Source organism: Corynebacterium sp. HMSC072A04 (assembly GCF_001809235.1).
In the GTDB taxonomy this organism is placed as follows: Bacteria; Actinomycetota; Actinomycetes; order Mycobacteriales; family Mycobacteriaceae; genus Corynebacterium; species Corynebacterium hiratae.
In genome coordinates, this window is sequence record NZ_KV796812.1 from 58,950 (window position 1) to 75,527 (window position 16,578).

16 protein-coding genes are annotated in these 16,578 nt (G+C 60.9%); 10 read left to right on the forward strand and 6 right to left on the reverse strand.

The features are described 5' to 3' along the window. Positions 1-38: 38 nt before the first annotated feature. Genes HMPREF2565_RS12840 through HMPREF2565_RS12850 form a run of 3 tightly spaced genes read left to right on the forward strand, consistent with a single transcriptional unit; the run spans position 39 to position 3,394 of the window. Positions 39-1,520 carry an AI-2E family transporter gene (locus HMPREF2565_RS12840; protein ID WP_071407531.1) on the forward strand — a complete coding sequence of 494 codons (1,482 nt, stop codon included), beginning with the start codon at positions 39-41 and terminating at the stop codon, positions 1,518-1,520. 36 nt (positions 1,521-1,556) lie between these two features. After that, entirely contained in the window at positions 1,557-2,627 is a 1,071-nt protein-coding gene (locus HMPREF2565_RS12845) for a DNA recombination protein RmuC (protein ID WP_070679986.1), read from the forward strand. A 35-nt stretch (positions 2,628-2,662) separates the two neighbouring features. Further along, complete coding sequence (locus HMPREF2565_RS12850) at positions 2,663-3,394, forward strand: DUF6542 domain-containing protein (RefSeq protein WP_246819168.1); 732 nt, start codon at positions 2,663-2,665, stop codon at positions 3,392-3,394. Here the strand turns inward: HMPREF2565_RS12850 and HMPREF2565_RS12855 are convergent. Continuing rightward, positions 3,391-4,350, reverse strand: coding sequence for a 4-hydroxy-3-methylbut-2-enyl diphosphate reductase (locus tag HMPREF2565_RS12855; RefSeq protein ID WP_187357591.1), 960 nt, complete (start codon positions 4,348-4,350; stop codon positions 3,391-3,393). The two genes, HMPREF2565_RS12850 and HMPREF2565_RS12855, sit on opposite strands and share 4 nt — an antisense overlap. Positions 4,351-4,502: 152 nt before the next feature. On the opposite strand from HMPREF2565_RS12855, the gene xseA reads away from it, so the two are divergent. The 3 genes from xseA to HMPREF2565_RS12870 are packed head-to-tail and all read left to right on the forward strand — an operon-like array spanning position 4,503 to position 6,432. After that, positions 4,503-5,744, forward strand: a complete 1,242-nt coding sequence (gene xseA / locus HMPREF2565_RS12860; RefSeq protein ID WP_070510272.1) for an exodeoxyribonuclease VII large subunit — start codon at positions 4,503-4,505, stop codon at positions 5,742-5,744. Positions 5,745-5,790: 46 nt separating this feature from the next. After that, the gene (locus tag HMPREF2565_RS12865) at positions 5,791-6,078 is read left to right on the forward strand and encodes an exodeoxyribonuclease VII small subunit (RefSeq protein WP_070510275.1); all 288 of its coding nucleotides are present in this window, start codon (positions 5,791-5,793) and stop codon (positions 6,076-6,078) included. After that, a complete protein-coding gene (locus HMPREF2565_RS12870; protein ID WP_070510278.1) occupies positions 6,079-6,432 on the forward strand; it encodes a hypothetical protein in 354 nt (117 codons plus the stop codon). A 4-nt stretch (positions 6,433-6,436) separates the two neighbouring features. On the opposite strand, the gene HMPREF2565_RS12875 is transcribed toward HMPREF2565_RS12870, so the two are convergent. Beyond that, on the reverse strand, positions 6,437-7,027 hold the full coding sequence (locus HMPREF2565_RS12875; RefSeq protein ID WP_070510281.1) for a DUF4245 domain-containing protein: 591 nt from the start codon (positions 7,025-7,027) through the stop codon (positions 6,437-6,439). A gap of 201 nt (positions 7,028-7,228) precedes the next feature. On the opposite strand from HMPREF2565_RS12875, the gene glpX reads away from it, so the two are divergent. The 4 genes from glpX (at position 7,229) to HMPREF2565_RS12895 (ending at position 12,325) form a co-directional block, all read left to right on the forward strand. After that, positions 7,229-8,248, forward strand: a complete 1,020-nt coding sequence (gene glpX, locus HMPREF2565_RS12880) for a class II fructose-bisphosphatase (protein WP_046648341.1) — start codon at positions 7,229-7,231, stop codon at positions 8,246-8,248. Positions 8,249-8,346: 98 nt separating this feature from the next. After that, on the forward strand, positions 8,347-9,747 hold the full coding sequence (locus HMPREF2565_RS12885) for a class II fumarate hydratase (RefSeq protein ID WP_046648340.1): 1,401 nt from the start codon (positions 8,347-8,349) through the stop codon (positions 9,745-9,747). A gap of 386 nt (positions 9,748-10,133) precedes the next feature. Next, entirely contained in the window at positions 10,134-10,757 is a 624-nt protein-coding gene (locus tag HMPREF2565_RS12890) for a TetR/AcrR family transcriptional regulator (RefSeq protein WP_070701636.1), read from the forward strand. Next, positions 10,751-12,325: an MDR family MFS transporter gene (locus HMPREF2565_RS12895; protein ID WP_046648338.1), complete on the forward strand. Its 1,575-nt coding sequence runs from the start codon at positions 10,751-10,753 to the stop codon at positions 12,323-12,325. Before HMPREF2565_RS12890 ends, HMPREF2565_RS12895 begins: the two co-directional genes overlap by 7 nt. Positions 12,326-12,402: 77 nt before the next feature. On the opposite strand, the gene HMPREF2565_RS12900 is transcribed toward HMPREF2565_RS12895, so the two are convergent. The 4 genes from HMPREF2565_RS12900 to HMPREF2565_RS12915 all read right to left on the reverse strand — a co-directional run bounded on the left by HMPREF2565_RS12900 (position 12,403) and on the right by HMPREF2565_RS12915 (position 16,577). Continuing rightward, the gene (locus HMPREF2565_RS12900; RefSeq protein ID WP_070754974.1) at positions 12,403-13,536 is read right to left on the reverse strand and encodes a hypothetical protein; all 1,134 of its coding nucleotides are present in this window, start codon (positions 13,534-13,536) and stop codon (positions 12,403-12,405) included. A gap of 81 nt (positions 13,537-13,617) precedes the next feature. Next, complete coding sequence (locus HMPREF2565_RS12905; RefSeq protein WP_046648337.1) at positions 13,618-14,193, reverse strand: GNAT family N-acetyltransferase; 576 nt, start codon at positions 14,191-14,193, stop codon at positions 13,618-13,620. A gap of 71 nt (positions 14,194-14,264) precedes the next feature. Next, positions 14,265-15,623: a PhoH family protein gene (locus HMPREF2565_RS12910; protein WP_046648336.1), complete on the reverse strand. Its 1,359-nt coding sequence runs from the start codon at positions 15,621-15,623 to the stop codon at positions 14,265-14,267. A gap of 297 nt (positions 15,624-15,920) precedes the next feature. Beyond that, the gene (locus tag HMPREF2565_RS12915; protein WP_071407533.1) at positions 15,921-16,577 is read right to left on the reverse strand and encodes an LGFP repeat-containing protein; all 657 of its coding nucleotides are present in this window, start codon (positions 16,575-16,577) and stop codon (positions 15,921-15,923) included. Position 16,578 lies beyond the last annotated feature (1 nt).

Here is a 16,578-nt window from a genome sequence, read left to right on the forward strand (position 1 = left end):
CCTAACGCACCCCGGATCTTTTAAGGCAAGATGGTGGGGTGAGTTCTGATCAGCCATCCCCCAATGCATCCTCGCCTGAGCTTGCCGCAGCAGAGGCAGCACTTGGCGGGCGCTTCGATGACTCCGTCGATGCTGCCTCGCTGAACGCTGTCTCCGCACACCCGCCAGGCAACCAAGTGGATCGCTCCGTGGTGGTCGGCGAGGTCATCAAGTCCGCATCACTGTGGGCACTGCGCCTGACCATCATTGGCGTCTTCCTTTATGCCTCCTTCCGCATGCTGGGCAACTTCTGGCGCGGCATCCTGCCCGTCCTCATCGCGCTCATTATTTGCACCGTGCTTGCCCCCATTGCGAGCGCCATGCGGCGCAAGGGACTGCCGTCAGCCCTCGCTGCCGCAGTGACCATTCTGGTGTCTTTTACTGCGGTGGGCGCCCTCTTCATGTTCATTGCGCCGGACTTCGCTCGTCAGTCCCAAACTCTGTATCTGCAGACTGTGGAGGGAATTCAACGCTTGCAGCTCTGGGCACAGGGCCCACCGCTCAACCTCGACGCGAATGAAATCGGCGGTTACATCGATGAAATCGCCCTGTGGCTGCAACGCCAGGCGGGTTCCATTGCGGGCTCCGTGTTTACTGGAATCGGCACGGCCACCTCCATCGTGGTCACGCTTTTCATCATCGTGGTGCTGACCTTCTTCTTCCTCAAGGACGGCCACAACTTCCTGCCGTGGCTGCGCCAAGCGACGGGCCGCCGCACCGGCTGGCACTTGACTGAGCTGCTGACCCGTGTGTGGACCACGCTGGGCGGCTTCGTGCGGGCACAAGCGATAGTCTCGCTTGTCGACGCCGTCTTTATCGGCCTCGGCCTCGCACTCATCGGTGTTCCCTTGGCCATGGCCTTGGCCATCATCACATTCATCGCCGGCTTCATCCCCTTTGTCGGCGCAATTGTGGCCGGCGCATTGTCCGTGACCATCGCGCTGGTGTCCTTGGGCTTCACCAAGGCGCTTCTGGTGCTTGGCTTGGTTCTGCTGGTCCAGCAGCTCGAGGGCAACGTGCTCTCCCCGTGGCTGCAGTCGAAGGCGATGAACCTGCACCCGGTTATCGTGCTGATTTCTGTGACCGTCGGCTCCGCGCTCTTTGGCCTCATTGGCGGTTTCCTCGCCGTGCCGGTTGCCGCCACCATCGCCGTGGTCTACCGCTACTTCCAAGACATGGTGATGCTCCAATCCGGCGAAAGGACCGCCGAGGAGCTGGAGTTTTCTACCGTGGCAGGCTTCCTCATCGGCCGCTATACCCAACAGCAGGGTGACCACAAACGCGAGCAATGGCTGTCCGTCCCGGACCACGCTGCCCCGGAAGGCGCAGCGGAAGACGTCGCCAGCGATGGCACGAGCCCGCTGGACCGCAAGGTCGATGTCGACGCGGAACTCAGCGAACGCGATAGCGGCGCCCGCGCGGGAATTAAGCGCGCCATCGGCGCTCTCGAACAGATGTTGCAGTCGAAGGACAAAAACTAGCGGGGCGTGTCCGGGACGCATGTCATGATGACAGGCATGACGTCTACCCTTCCCGTGTTGCTCCTCTTCCTCGGCCTCATCATTGGCGCCGCCCTCGGTTGGCTGGCTCGCGCTTATTCCGCGCAGTCTTCCCAGCCCTCCGAGGAGCATCGCGCGCTGCAAGAATCCCAACGCCGCCAAGCAGAGCTTGCCCCGCTGGAAAAGGCCATGGACCGCTTGGGCCTGCAACTGCAGGAAATTGAGGAGGATCGCGCGACATCGCTCGCCGCACTCAGCAGCCAAGTTCAAGCGGTAACGCGGACCTCGACGCGGCTCTCCGATCGCACCGATAAGTTGGTCGGTGCGCTCCGCTCGCCGAACGTCCGCGGGCGCTGGGGCGAAGTACAGCTGGAGCGCGTGGTCGAACTCGGTGGCATGCGCAAACATGTGGATTTCGACTCCCAGGTCAGCGCTCGCGTCAACGGTTCGGTAGTCCGCCCTGACCTCGTCGTTCACCTGGCAGGTGGGCGCAGCATTGTGGTCGACGCCAAGGTTCCACTCAGCGCCTACCTCGACGCCATGGAGACTGAGGATCCAGAAGAAAGGGCAGGGTTTCTGCGCCGCCACGCGCACCTGATGCGCTCACATGTCCAAGCACTGGCTTCTAAGGACTATATCGAGGCCTTCTCCCCCACGCCGCAGTTTGTAGTCCTCTTCGTTCCCGCAGATACCTTCGTCGACGCCGCACTCTCCATCGATGCCGAGCTGCTGGAGTTCGCATTCGAGCGCAACATCGTCATCTCCACGCCGAGCACCCTCTTCGCCCTTCTGCGCACCGTGGCGGTGAGCTGGCAGCACGAAGAGATCTCCGACAAAGCCCGCGAGGTACAGCGCCTAGGGCGTGAGCTTTACACGCGCCTCAATACCCTCAACGAGCACTATGACAAGGTCGGCCGCGGCCTCGAGCGCGCGGTTGAGGCATATAACGCGAGTTTGGCCAGCTTGGACTCCCGCGTCGGGGTCACCGCGCGGCGGCTCAAAGAGCTAGATGTGCCCGCCCGCGTGGACCGCCTGCCGGTGGAGCCGCGCAGTGTCGGTTCTTGGCCGCGGCGCGCCCACGATGAATAACGTTTTGGTCAACAATCCCGGTAAGCTCTCTGGGCGTGTCTGTTGCCAAAAATCGTCGCCGCCCTCCCCGCCGTGGGATGCCGCTTACCCGAGCGCTCCTCGTCGCGCTCGTCGTGACGCTTGTGGCCTTGGCAGTTTCAGGTGTGCTCGGCAAGGTTGCCCTGCCGTTCGCCCTAATTTTTGGACTCGGCTCGCTCGCTCTCACCTGGTTGGTGGAGATCCGCGGGCTCTACTTGTTAGTGATTACCCTGCCGCTGCTCTACGCGCTAGGAACTGTAGGCGGCGGGTTCATTAACTCGACTGCTGCCTTGCCGGAGGGCGCCTCTCCGTTTTCCAAGACCGCGCTTCTTACCACGGCCTTCCCCCTGGTGCAGCACTTCCCGGTGCTCATCGTCACAGTTTTGACGTGCGCGCTGCTCGCGGTCATGCGCATATGGAGCAGCAACAACCACGCGAAGAGCCGAGAAGCGGAAGCACAAAAGAAGCGCCGCGCCGACGCTGCCTCCGACCGCCGCAACCGCTCTGAGCGGCTCTCCGTGGCAGAGCTCATTGCTCGGGAGAACACGAGCTCTGGGCGGGTCCGGGAGCGCAACCGCGAGGAACGCCGTCGCCTGCAGGCCAAAGAGCGCGCCCAGCTCCGCCAAGCTTCCCCCGAGACCGACGTGCAGGAGGATTTCCGCCGCGCCGCCGCTGAAGCAGCGGAGAATGCGCAGCGCGTGCAGCGGTCCCCCCAGCCGCTCGAGGAAAACCTCTACGACGAGGACTAGCGCGCAGTACGTGCCGGGCGCAGATCGCGCGGTAGAGAGAACGTGATGGTCTCCGTGGAGGTCGTCACCTGCTCAACATCGCTGTAGCCGCGCTCGTCTAGGTATTCAAGCACTTCACGCACCAGCAACTCAGGCACGGAGGCACCACACGTGACGCCAACGGTGTTCACGCCCTCAAGCCAGGCCTCATCGATCTCTGAGGCGAAATCCACCAGATACGAGGTCTTCGATCCTGCTTCCAAGGCAACTTCGACGAGGCGCTTGGAATTGGAGGAGTTCTGGGAGCCGACGACGATCATGAGATCGCACTTCGGCGCAATGGCCTTTACCGACTCCTGGCGGTTCTGTGTGGCGTAGCAAATATCGTCTGACGGCGGGTTTTCCAGGTGCGGGAAGCGCTCGCGCAGCTTGCTGACGATCTGGATGGTCTCATCCACCGACAACGTGGTCTGGGACAGCCAGATGAGCTTTTCCTCGTGTAGGAAGTCCGGCAGCTTGTCGACGCCCTCCAAGCCATCCACCAGGTGGGTGACGTCCGGGGCCTCGCCCGCAGTACCTTCGACCTCTTCGTGACCTTCGTGGCCGATCAGCAGAATCTGGTAGCCGTCGCGCTCAAAGCGCTGGGCTTCCTTGTGCACCTTGGTCACCAGCGGGCACGTGGCGTCCAGCGTTAGCTGCTTGCGTTCTTCGGCCTCTTTGCGCACGCTCGGCGCGATGCCGTGCGCGGAAAATACCAGGTGAGCACCTTCGGGGGCCTCGGAGGCCTCTTCCACAAAGATGACGCCACGCTTGGCCAGGGATTCAACGACGAAGCGGTTGTGCACGATTTGCTTGCGCACGTAGATGGGAGCGCCGTACTTTTCCAGTGCCTTTTCCACTGTCTCAACAGCGCGATCCACGCCGGCGCAGTAGCCGCGGGGAGCCGCGAGGAGCACCTTCTTTGCAGTTTCAGTCATGCCAACCAGAGTATCTAAAGTTGCCCACATACTGTAGTTCTCGCCCATTCTCGCCCGCCGCAGGTGACCGGTGACACCCGATGTCCGGCGCGCCCCATACACTAGACGGAACACGCCCCGAAGCACAGACCACTCAAGAGAAAGGACTGCGCGTGAACCAACCGGCCAATTCCGCGGAGACACCGTGGCCCGTCGGCAAGGTCAATGACCAAGTCAAAGGCTGGATCGAGCGCCTCGGCTTCCTCTGGGTGGAGGGTCAGATCACCCAGCTGAACATGAAGCCGACGTGGAAACTGTCCTATATCACCTTGCGTGACGTAGAACAGGAAAAATCCGTCCAGCTGACCTGCAATACGTCGCTCATCCGGAATGCTCCCTCGCCGCTCAAAGACGGCGACCGCGTCGTGGTCTACGGCAAGCCAGCCTTCTACGCTGGGCGCGGTAGCTTCTCCCTGTGGGTTACTGAGATTCGTCACGTCGGCATCGGTGATCTCCTCGCCCGAGTAGAGATGCTGCGCCAGCGCCTACGCCAGGAGGGCCTGTGCGATCCTGCCCGCAAACTGCCGCTTCCCTACCTGCCGAAGAAGATCGGCCTCATCACCGGCCGTGGCTCACACGCTGAGCGCGATGTCCTCTCCGTGGCGCAAGACCGCTGGCCGGCGGTCCAATTCGAGGTCATCAACACCGCGGTGCAGGGAGCCACGGCAGTCACCCAGGTCATCGACGCGCTGCAGACCCTTGACGCAGACCCGGAGGTCGATGTCATTATCATCGCCCGCGGCGGCGGGTCGGTGGAAGATCTGCTCCCCTTCTCCGAGGAGGCTCTCCAGCGCGCAGTAGCCGCCGCCCGCACCCCGGTTGTCTCCGCCATCGGCCACGAGCCGGACCACCCGGTGCTTGACGACGTCGCCGATCTCCGCGCCGCCACCCCCACCGATGCGGCCAAGCGCGTCGTGCCCTCCGCTGCCGAGGAATACGCAGTGATTTCCGAAGCACGTTCCCGCATGGCGGCGGCGCTGCGCGGCTGGGTGGAACGAGAGCGCCGCGGGCTCGAGAGCATCCGCTCCCGCCCCGTCCTCGCAGACCCCATGGTGCCGATCACCGCGCGCCGCGAGGAACTCGAACGCCACGTTGCGTCGATCCGGCGAGTCATTACCCATCAGCTGGACCGCGAAAGCAACCAGGTAGCCTCGTTGCGTGCGCGGGTCTCCGCCTTGGGTCCCTCGGCCACTCTCGAGCGCGGTTATGCCATTGTGCAGGTCCTTCCGCGCGATGGCAGCGGGCCGGAAGTCGTCACGAGCTACACGCAATCGCCCCCGGGTTCGCAACTGCGCATCCGTGTGGGTGATGGCTCGATCACCGCCGCCGCCATGGCCTCCCAGGCTGCGGATTAAACAGAACGCTTTATACAGAACCAGTAAGAAAGAAGCATTATCCCTCATGACTGACACGATTGGCGCCGGCCAGCCCGGCCAAGACGCTTTCCCGCCCGTCGAGGAGCTGAGCTATGAGCAGGCACGCGACGAACTTATCGAAACCGTGAAGATCCTCGAGCTCGGGCAGATGGGCTTGGACGAGTCCCTGAAATATTGGGAGCGCGGCGAGGCATTAGCCAAGGCCTGCGAGGCACACCTCGACGGCGCTTCCAAGCGCGTAGAGGAAGCCCTCCGCAAGAATGCGGACAGCCCGGACAACGCAGAAGCACAAACGGAAACAGGAGAGGTTTAGATGAAGATTTACGGCTACCCGGGAGATCGCGTCGACTTCGTCTCCAAGTCAGGCGGAGCAGGGGCCATGGTCTTTGGTGATCCGCGCCAGCTCGCCGAGGAATTCTTCGGCACCCCGCACACCGACAACGGCGAAGAAATCAGCTACTTTTCCGGCTCCATTGTCTTGCGCTTCACCGAAGGGAAACTCAGCGAGGTCTCTTTATTCCCAGGCAAGTCCAAGCACGAAAAGGTGGATATCTACCTTGGCAAGACCCGCCTGAGCGGCCTGGACCCCGAGACCCTGCGCAGCGCTGCTGGCGACGCGGTCGAGGTGGAATGGGACGGCGCGCTGCAGAGCGTGACGTTTCGCTGACTAGTTACTCGCTGATGACGCTGCCGTCCTCAGCGATCTGGAGCGGCTTGGCCTCGACAAATGCGGTCAAAGCCGCCTCATAATCCGCGTCGGAGGCAGAGCCGGTAAGGATAAGGCGGGCATCGCCCAAGTCCGTGATCCACAGGGGGCGAACGTCCTTGTCGTCGCTGCTCAGGATTTCCACGTCCTGACCCGCTACCTCACGCCGCTCGGAGTTGGCTCGATAGTTGGAATCGTAAGCGGTGGGGACATCCTCAAGCGCTAGCTGGGTCTGTGCCGACTCAACGTATCCTTCATTCGCGGTCAGCCAGCTCACAACGGCACCGGACTCGCTGCCCACTTGCTTGCGCCGCGCGGCCGTCGGCTGCCAGCCCTCCGGCATGACAGGTTCGCGAATGACCGCCCCGCTACCGCGCGCTTCCATCTCCAGGAAGGTAGCGGCATCCACATTCTGCACAGGCCCGGACTTTTCCGGATTTATCGAGCACAGTCCCGTTGCCCCGACGGCCAGGAACATCATGATGAGGATGATGCCCACCGTCAGGGTGATATCACGCGCGTCCTCAAAAATCTTTGGTTTATCTTCAGATGCCACCCGCCCAGTATGGCACGACGCCTCCGACACACGCGACAGCGCCCTCTCACCTGCCTTTTCGGTAGGTGGTGCACCCCCGCCCCTCTTCTGGGGGAGGCATTCGGGCTTGAGTGGGCAGGAAAAGTGGAAGAATAGAATTTGTATTCCGGGTTGTCCCCCACCCCGGGCCGAGCCACCTGAAAAGAAAGGGACTAATCACACATGTCTGATAACACGTCTTATATCCCCGACCGCAACCTAGCCATGGAGCTGGTGCGCGTCACCGAGGCAGCAGCGCTCGCCTCGGGTCGCTGGGTTGGCCGTGGGCAGAAGAATGAAGGTGACGGCGCCGCGGTGGATGCTATGCGCAAGCTCATCAACTCCGTCGAGATGAACGGCGTCGTCGTCATCGGCGAGGGCGAGAAGGATGAGGCCCCGATGCTCTTCAACGGCGAGAAGGTCGGCACCGGCCAGGGCGCCGAGATGGACATCGCCGTCGACCCGGTTGACGGCACCCGCCTCATGGCTGAGGGCCGCCCGAACGCTATTTCCGTCATTGCTGCTGCCGAGCGCGGAACCATGTACGATCCGTCCGCTGTTTTCTACATGAAGAAGATTGCTGTTGGCCCCGAGGCGGTCGGCGCCATCGACCTCAATGAGTCGGTGGCATGGAACGTGAAGTCCGTGGCCAAGGCCAAGGGCATCAAGCCGGCTGACCTGACCGTCGTCGTGCTCGACCGCCCCCGCCACGATGACCTCATCCGCGAGATCCGTGAAGCCGGCGCCAAGGTTCGCCTCATCATGGACGGTGACGTTGCCGGCGCCATCGCCACCTGCCAGGACAGCAACTCCATCGACCTCATGATGGGCATTGGCGGCACCCCGGAGGGCATCATTACCGCCTGCGCCATGAAGTGCATGGGCGGTGAAATCCAGGGCAAGCTGTGGCCCAAGGATGAGGAGGAAGCAGAGAAGGCCCGCAAGGCCGGCCACGACCTCGACCGCGTCCTCACCACCAACGACCTGGTTTCCTCCGAAAACTGCTACTTCGCCGCTACCGGCGTGACCAATGGCGATATGCTCCGTGGTGTCTCCTACCGCCCGAACGGCGCCACCACCCGCTCTCTGGTCATGCGCTCCAAGTCCGGCACCATCCGCTACGTCGACTCCATCCATAAGCTGGCTAAGCTGCAGGAATACTCCGTGGTGGACTACACCAACCCCCACGATCAGGAAAGCTAGTCCACTTTCCCAGGAAGAGTGCTACGGTGGCCATGAATGCCGTGCCACGGCACACATAAAGAACCCAACAAAACTTATTTCACAGAAAAGGTGAATTCATGACTGAATACCGCATTGAACACGACACCATGGGCGAGGTAAAGGTTCCGGTCGACGCCCTGTGGCGTGCCCAGACCCAGCGCGCCGTGGAGAACTTCCCGATCTCCGGCCGCGGCCTCGAAGATGCTCAGATCCGCGCACTCGGCCTCCTCAAGGCTGCCTGCGCCCAGGTAAACAAGGACTCCGGCAAGCTGGATGCGGAGAAGGCTGACGCCATCATCGCCGCTGCCACCGAGATCGCAGAGGGCAAGCACAACGATGCCTTCCCGATCGATGTCTTCCAGACCGGCTCTGGTACCTCTTCCAACATGAACACCAACGAGGTCATCGCCTCCATCGCCCACAACAATGGCGTGGAGATCCACCCGAATGACCACGTGAACATGGGCCAGTCCTCCAACGACACCTTCCCCACCGCAACCCACGTTGCGGCAACTGAGGCTGCCGTCAATGACCTCATCCCGGGCCTCAAGGTGCTCCACGACTCTCTTCTGGCCAAGGCCAAGGAATTCGCTGACGTGGTCAAGTCCGGCCGTACCCACCTGATGGACGCCACCCCGATCACCCTGGGCCAGGAGTTCGGCGGCTACGCTCGCCAGATCGAGCTCGGCATCGAGCGCGTTGAGGCCACCCTGCCACGCTTGGGTGAACTGGCTATCGGCGGCACCGCTACCGGTACCGGCCTGAACACCGACGCTGAGTTTGGCGGCAAGGTCACCGAGGAGCTCAAGAAGCTCACCGGCATTGACCAGCTCTCCGAGGCCAAGAACCACTTCGAGGCCCAGGCTGCCCGCGATGCCCTCGTCGAGTTCTCCGGCGCCATGCGCACCGTGGCTATCTCCCTCAACAAGATTGCCAACGACATTCGTATGATGGGCTCCGGCCCGCTGACCGGTCTGGCAGAAATCCACCTCCCGGACCTGCAGCCGGGTTCCTCCATCATGCCGGGCAAGGTCAACCCGGTCCTGAGCGAGGCCGCCACCATGGTGGTCAGCCAGGTCATCGGTAACGACGCCGCTGTTGCTTTCGGCGGCTCCAACGGCCACTTCGAGCTCAACGTCTACATCCCGATGATGGCCCGCAACGTCCTCGAGTCCTCCCGCCTGCTGGCAAATGTCTCCCGCGTCTTCGCCGAGAAGTGCATCGACGGCATCGAGGCCAACGAGGAGCGCATGAAGAAGTTTGCGGAGTCCTCCACCTCCATCGTCACCCCGCTGAACTCCAAGATCGGCTACGAGAACGCCGCCAAGGCAGCTAAGCACGCGCTGAACGAGAAGATCACCGTCCGCGAGGCAGTCATCGACCTCGGCTTCGTCGACGGCGAGAACCTCACCGAGGAAGAGCTCGATGAGCGCCTCAACGTTCTCACCATGACCAACCGCGACCGCGACAACTTCTAAGCTCGCTTTCGCCCACGCCGCCGCTCTCCTTCGGGAGGGCGGCTTCGCCGTTTTCCCATCCACCCCGCTGGGCCAACAACAGGGTCGGGGTAGCCAAACTGCCCGATCTGCCAAAGTTATAGCCTCTGATTCAAGATCTGGCAATAACTTCGTCAACTAGGGCAGTTTTAGGCTTGAGAGTTTCTTTCCTAGCCATCACTTCGCGCCCTTCGCGCTCACGGCGAGCCTTAACCAGCCACAGCCCACGCTGCCGGTGGACGCGAAGGATGGGGTTGCTGTTCTTATCTCCTTTCCTGTGCGCTGCGCCATAAAGATCGTCCCGTCATCATGAGAATCACCAGCATTGCACTTGGTGCAAACTTGCACCGAGTGTAGGATTGCACTCTGTGCAAGAAGAATTGTCATTACGCGAGCAAAAACGCCTAAAAACTCGCCTACGTATAGAGGATGCTGCCACCCTCTTGGTAGACGAGCACGGCTTTGCTGCAGTCACGGTGGAGGAGATTTGTGAGAAGGCCGGTATTTCCCGGCGTACTTTCTTTAATTATTTCGATTCCAAGGACTCAGCTGTTCTGGGCAACCCCAGCCAAGAATTTTCCCAGGAGCAGAAGAGCTATTTGCTCGAAACCCCCACGGAGAACCTCTTCAAGCTGGCCGTAGACCTCATCAAGGAACACCTCATTGGACAGCACGCCAACAGGGAGATTGCTGAGCGACGCCGCCGTATCTCCCGCGATGCGGACGCAGCGGCGGCGTCCTTAAGTAGAAAGCGTGCCAAGTCCAACGAAGTCCTTGAGCTACTCACCCAGCGGCTGGAGAAGGAGCCAGCGTTAAAGACCATGCCGGATGTCTCCCCGCACACGGAGGCACTCCTCATTGCTGTCACCATCCGTGAGGCTTTCTGGTTGGCCACCACCTCCCCAGACTTCAGCTGCGACATCCCCTTTGAGCAGCGCTTTGATTCCGCACTCATGCTCATCAACAACTATTCGAAAGGACTTTCATGGTAGCTACCGCGAAACCGTCGGCGTCCCACGCTGACAACGGCAAGCCGGAAAACAACCTTGCCCTCGTCTTCTCTGCCCTCGTGCTCACCATGTTGATGAGCTCCCTGGGGCAGATGATCTTCGCTTCCGCCCTGCCCACCATCGTCGGCGAGCTCGGCGGCGTCGACCACATGAGCTGGGTTATCTCCGCCTTCCTGGTCACCATGACCATCGCTATGCCCATCTCCGGCAAGCTCGGTGACATGATGGGCCGCAAGTGGCTCTACATCGGCGGCATTGCCACCTTCGTCATCGGTTCCGCCGTGGGCGGCTTCGCCAACTCTATGAACCTGCTCATCATCGGCCGCGCGATTCAGGGCTTCGGCGCTGGATTCATGATGATTTCCTCCCAGTCCATCATTGCTGAGGTCACCACAGCTCGTGAGCGCGGCAAGTTCATGGGCATCATGGGCGGCGTTTTCGGCTTGTCCTCCGTCCTCGGCCCAGTCCTCGGTGGCTGGTTCACTGATGGTCCCGGCTGGCGCTGGGGCCTGTGGATGAATATCCCCCTCGGTCTTCTCGCCATGACCGTTTGTGTGCTCGTTCTGCACCTGCGCGTTGGTGATACTGACTTGCGCAAGTTTGATGCCTTGGGCGCCACGTTCATTGCCATCACGACCGCCTCGCTCATCCTCATGACCACCTGGGGCGGCACCCAGTATGAGTGGTCGGATCCCGTCATTCTCACCTTGGCCGTCATCGTTGTGATCGGTGCTGTCATCACGGTCTTCGTCGAGAAGCGGGCCAAGGAGCCTCTGATCCCAGTTCTGCTGTTTAAGAACCGCAACATGGTGCTCACGACGGCCGCCGGCATGGTGCTGGGGCTGGCTATGTTCGGCGTGCTGGGCTACATGCCGACCTACCTGCAGATGGTGCATACACTGACGCCGACCAAGGCGGGCCTCATGATGATCCCGATGATGCTCGGCATGATCGGCACATCTACCACAGTGGGATTCATCATCGCCCGAACTGGCCACTACAAGCGCTACCCCATCATCGGTCTCGCCATTACGGCAGGCGCGCTGTTCTGGATGTCGAAGCTGACTGTGGATACCTCCCTGACTCAACTTGGCGCTGAGTTCCTCGTCTTCGGCATCGGCCTCGGCTTCGTCATGCAGGTGCTCGTTCTCATCGTTCAGAACTCCTTCCCCGTGGCACTGGTGGGCACCGCAACGGCGGCCAACAACTTCTTCCGCCAGATCGGTTCCGCCATGGGTGCCTCCTTGGTGGGTTCGCTGTTCATCCACAACATGAAGGATGAGTTGGCAGCCAACATGCCTGCCGCCATTGCTTCCATGGGCAAGGCTGGCGCGCCCTTTGCAGAAAAGTTCAGCGCTGAGGGCGGCGGTTCCTCTAGCCTGACCCCGTCGATGGTGGCACAGCTTCCGGACCCCATCCGCGACGTCATCCTCAACGCCTACAACGACGGCCTCACCCCGGTCATCCTGCTCATGGTCCCGATGGCTATCATCGCTCTCCTGCTCATCCTGCCGGTGCGGGAGGAGCACCTCAAGGAGACCATCGACTAGGACGTCGGTCCCCGCTCAACAACAAGAAATCCTCGCTACGAACAATGACGTAGCGAGGATTTTTCATACCAGAGTATTTAACGCAGAATTCCCAACTGGCGAGCCACCTGGGCAGCTACGCCAATGAGCGCAAGCACGCCTGCAATGATGCCCACGATGGTTCCAGCATCCGCACCACCGGAGCTTAGGTTTCCAGCAAGAGACTTCTTGGTCACCTGCACGATCTTGGTGACTTGGTTGTCCGACAACTGGGGCTGACCATTGCGCACCACATAGGTGTTAAAGGTGACGGTCACGGTTCCCTCCGACTTAGCCTCGTAGGTACCGTCCTCGTTGACTTTAAGAACCTCAGGATCGCTTGAGCTTGGCGACGCCACCGGCACCCCTAGCTTCGCTCCCCAGAATCCATCGATGCTCAAGCCCAGGCTGCCTTGGCTTCCCACCGAGGTGCCTCCAGTCGTCATCAGTTCGGCATCATTGACTGCACTTTCCGGCACAGCGATGGGGAATGCGTGGCGGCCGGTGATGCGAGCGGGTTCACCCGGCATATCGCGATTGGAGAAGAAGCCTGCGGTGACCTTTCCTACCTGTGCCTGAGCAAAAGTTACGTGAACGGGATCAATGATCGAGTAGAAGTGGCCATTCTGTGGATTCCTTTGTCCGTTTGCACGAACAAGCTGTTCCCACTCACTGGAGCCTTGGTTGCTATCCGTCGACCACGATGCAATAGCGCCCGGCATGTCTGCCGTGGTGAGATTTTCTCCGGCCAACAGATTATCGATGACCCCAAAGGCCCCTACCCCAGGGAGCCGCTCGTGGTTGAAATCCAAATTCTCCTCCGCAGCGCGCTGCAAAACCGCGTGCTCAAGGCCACGATCCCAAGAAATCGCATTCATATACTCTTCACGGGTGTGATAGCCCGCAGCGGCAGCTGCCTGCTGCAGCGTTGCACCGTCGAAGGGAAGATTCGCATCCCAAGCCTTGCCGCGCAGCTGACGAACTTGGCGGGTAACCAAGTCAATGTCGGATTGCATGACCGGCTCGGCAAAGACATATGCCAGAGCGCCATCGGGATAGTTAACGTTGAGCTCTGCTACAGGAACGGAGCCAGCAGGTGGAAACTCAGCAGCCGTGGCAACGGGCGCTACAAAAGCACCGGTCGACACGACTACGGCGGTAGAAAGGGCAAGCACAGAGGTGCGGAAAGACATGATTCGCCTTCGATAGAGAGTGGATGAGAACAGGTTCTATTCTATCCCCACTCCTGCCCTGATATTAGAAAAGTGAGATAATTACTTCCTCTTCTCGTTGGCTGCTGCCTTCTTTTCCTCCGGCTTAGGCAGAAGCAACTCGTATACATCGGTATCGCGCCACTGGCCGGCGAGCTCGCCGTAGGTCATCTTTGCCATGTGGGAGTAGGTGCCCACCTTGACGAAGCCGCGGGACTTGTGCAGCCCGGCAGAACCTTCGTTCTCCGGGAAGATCCATGAGTGGATGGCCCACTTGTGCAGGTCACGGCATACCTCGATGAGCTGATCCAACAAGGCGCCGCCAATACCGCGGCCCTGGGCCTCTTTGCTCAGGTAAATGGAATCCTCCACCACGCCGTGGAACACGGTGCGGGTAGACGCTTGCGCAGCGCAGACCCAGCCGAGAACCTTCGAGTCATCGTCCGCCTCCACCGCAACGAAGACTGACGACATGATCTTGACGTTCTTAAACTCCTCGAAGGTCAGCGACCGGGTCTCGTAGGTAGCGTGGCCGGTGTTGAGGCCCTGCTCGTAGATTTCGCGCATTTGCGGGTAGTCCGCCGCAGTGAATGGACGGATGCGGAAATCCTTCTTCTTGTCTTTCGCGTTGTCGCTCATAGGACAATTATTACTGAGCACGCACGACCAATGCCAAGCAGACCCCTACAAGATCGCCATTCGCGAACGAGTTAGTTCTCACCTTCCAGCAAATCGGTGACAAGTTCCGCAATGGCAGAGCGCTCAGAGCGCTGCAACGTGATGTGAGCGAAGAGCTCATGCCCTTTGAGCTTTTCAATGACTGCCTGCACACCGTCGTGCCGGCCCACGCGCAGGTTATCTCGCTGCGCCACGTCATGGGTCAGTACCACGCGCGATCCGCGGCCCAAACGGGACAAGACAGTCAGCAACACGTTGCGCTCCAACGACTGGGCCTCATCGACGATGACGAAGGAATCGTGCAGGCTGCGGCCGCGGATATGGGTCAGTGGGAGAACTTCCAAGAGGCCTCGGTCTTGGACTTCATCCATGACGTTTTCCGATACGAGACCCTCCAACGTGTCGTAGACCGCCTGCGCCCACGGGTTCATCTTCTCACTCTCGGAGCCAGGCAGGTATCCCAGGGACTGCCCACCCACCGCATACATCGGGCGGAAAACCACGATGCGGCGGTGTTCCCCACGCTCCAGCACAGCTTCTAGACCGGCGCACAAGGCCAACGCAGACTTACCGGTACCTGCACGGCCTCCAATGGACATGATGCCCACGGAAGGATCCAGCAGCAGATCCAAAGCTACCCGCTGCTCAGCCGAGCGCCCCTGGAGACCAAAGACATTCGCATCACCGCGTACCAAGCGCACTGCGCCCTCGGCTGTCATGCGGCCCAGCGCTGATTGCCCGCCTGCCTGCAGCGTCACGCCACAGTGCACCGGAAGGTCCTCGACGCGGGTGCCGGCGGTGGTCACTGATCCGTCGATAAGCACCTCGCCTTCCCCATAGAGCTCATCGATGACCTCCGCGGTGGTCTGCACCGTAGCCATACCGGTGTATCCCGTGAGCACAACGTCCTGCGCGTGGTACTCATCTGCCTGCAGGCCCACGGCGCCCGCCTTAACGCGCAGCGGAACATCCTTGGTCACCAGGACGGTGTCCTTGCCCTCGTGCTGCAGGTTGAGCGCGCAGGCCAGGATTCGGTGGTCTCCCTCCGGCCCACGGAAGGCCGCTGGCAGCAAGGACTGATCCTGGTGATTCAGCTCCACGCGCAGCGTTCCGCCCGCGGCGTTGACGGGAAGAGGCTGATCCAGCGCCTCATAGGTAGCGCGGAGGTCCTCCAAAAAGCGAAGAGCTTGGCGGGCGAACCAGCCAAGCTCCGGGTGATGACGTTTTCCTTCCAACTCAGAGATAACGACGATGGGCAGCACCACATCGTGCTCTGCGAATTTACGCAACGCCCAAGGGTCGGAGAGAAGGACGGAGGTATCGATGACATAGGTCTTGGTAACCACAGCGGCCTCGTGCGGCTGCTCGGTCAGGACGGAAGGATTGGTCATAGCGGCAGGGTTCTCCCTTGTTATGCCCGCCCCAACTCAACGACCTGGGTGGGCATGGTGAAGCTGGTGGTTTTTCGAACTGTCCGGACGTCCCTGTGAACCTCCGGACACCGTCCACGCTAGAGAGCAAAGGTTGAAATTACATGGGTGCAAGATGAACAGTATTAAAACGACAATCCCCAGAGCCACACCATCCCCACCAGTCGGCTCGCTCCCTCACAAACCACAAAGAAATGCTCCGCACTGGTTTTACAGTGCGGAGCATTTCTTAGAAAGCTGGCTCTATTGTGAGCCCTCTTAGTTAATGGTGGCCTCGTACTCGCCGGACTCACCCTGCATCCAGGAAATGGTGCCGTTGGCGAATTCCTGTACCCAGCCGTTGCCCTCGGCCTTCTCCGGGGCGGTCGGCAGACCAACCTTGCTGTCCAAGCCGCCTTCCTCGGTCCAGGTCTCAGCGATCTTGCCGATGATCGGCTGGGAGCCATCGTCCTCGCTGAATGCCAGCAGCTTGTCCTTGGCGAAGGTAGCAACGCTACCGGCATCGGTGGACTCGATGGACTCCGGATCGCCCCACTCGGCGGCCTTGTCCTTGATGGCCTGCGCAAAGTCGGCAGGGACCTCTACATCACCGTTAGCGGTGGAGACGCTCTCCTTATCGCCCTTGGCACCCTCAGAATCAGCGGAATCCGCGTCGGAGGACTCCGCCTCAGAGGAATCAGCACCCTCGGAATCGGAAGCCTCAGAATCAGAAGCCTCAGCGGACTCGGAACCGTTGATGGAGTCCTTAGCCTCATTAGCAGCGGAACCGGCAGCATCGGTAGCGTCGGACGCGGCGGACTGTGCAGCGTCGCCAGCGTCCTTAGCGGCGTCCTCGGCATCGGAGCAGGCAACGACACCCAGGGACAGGGTGGCAGCGGCGATACCAGCAGCGAAACGACGAGTCATCTTCTTCATT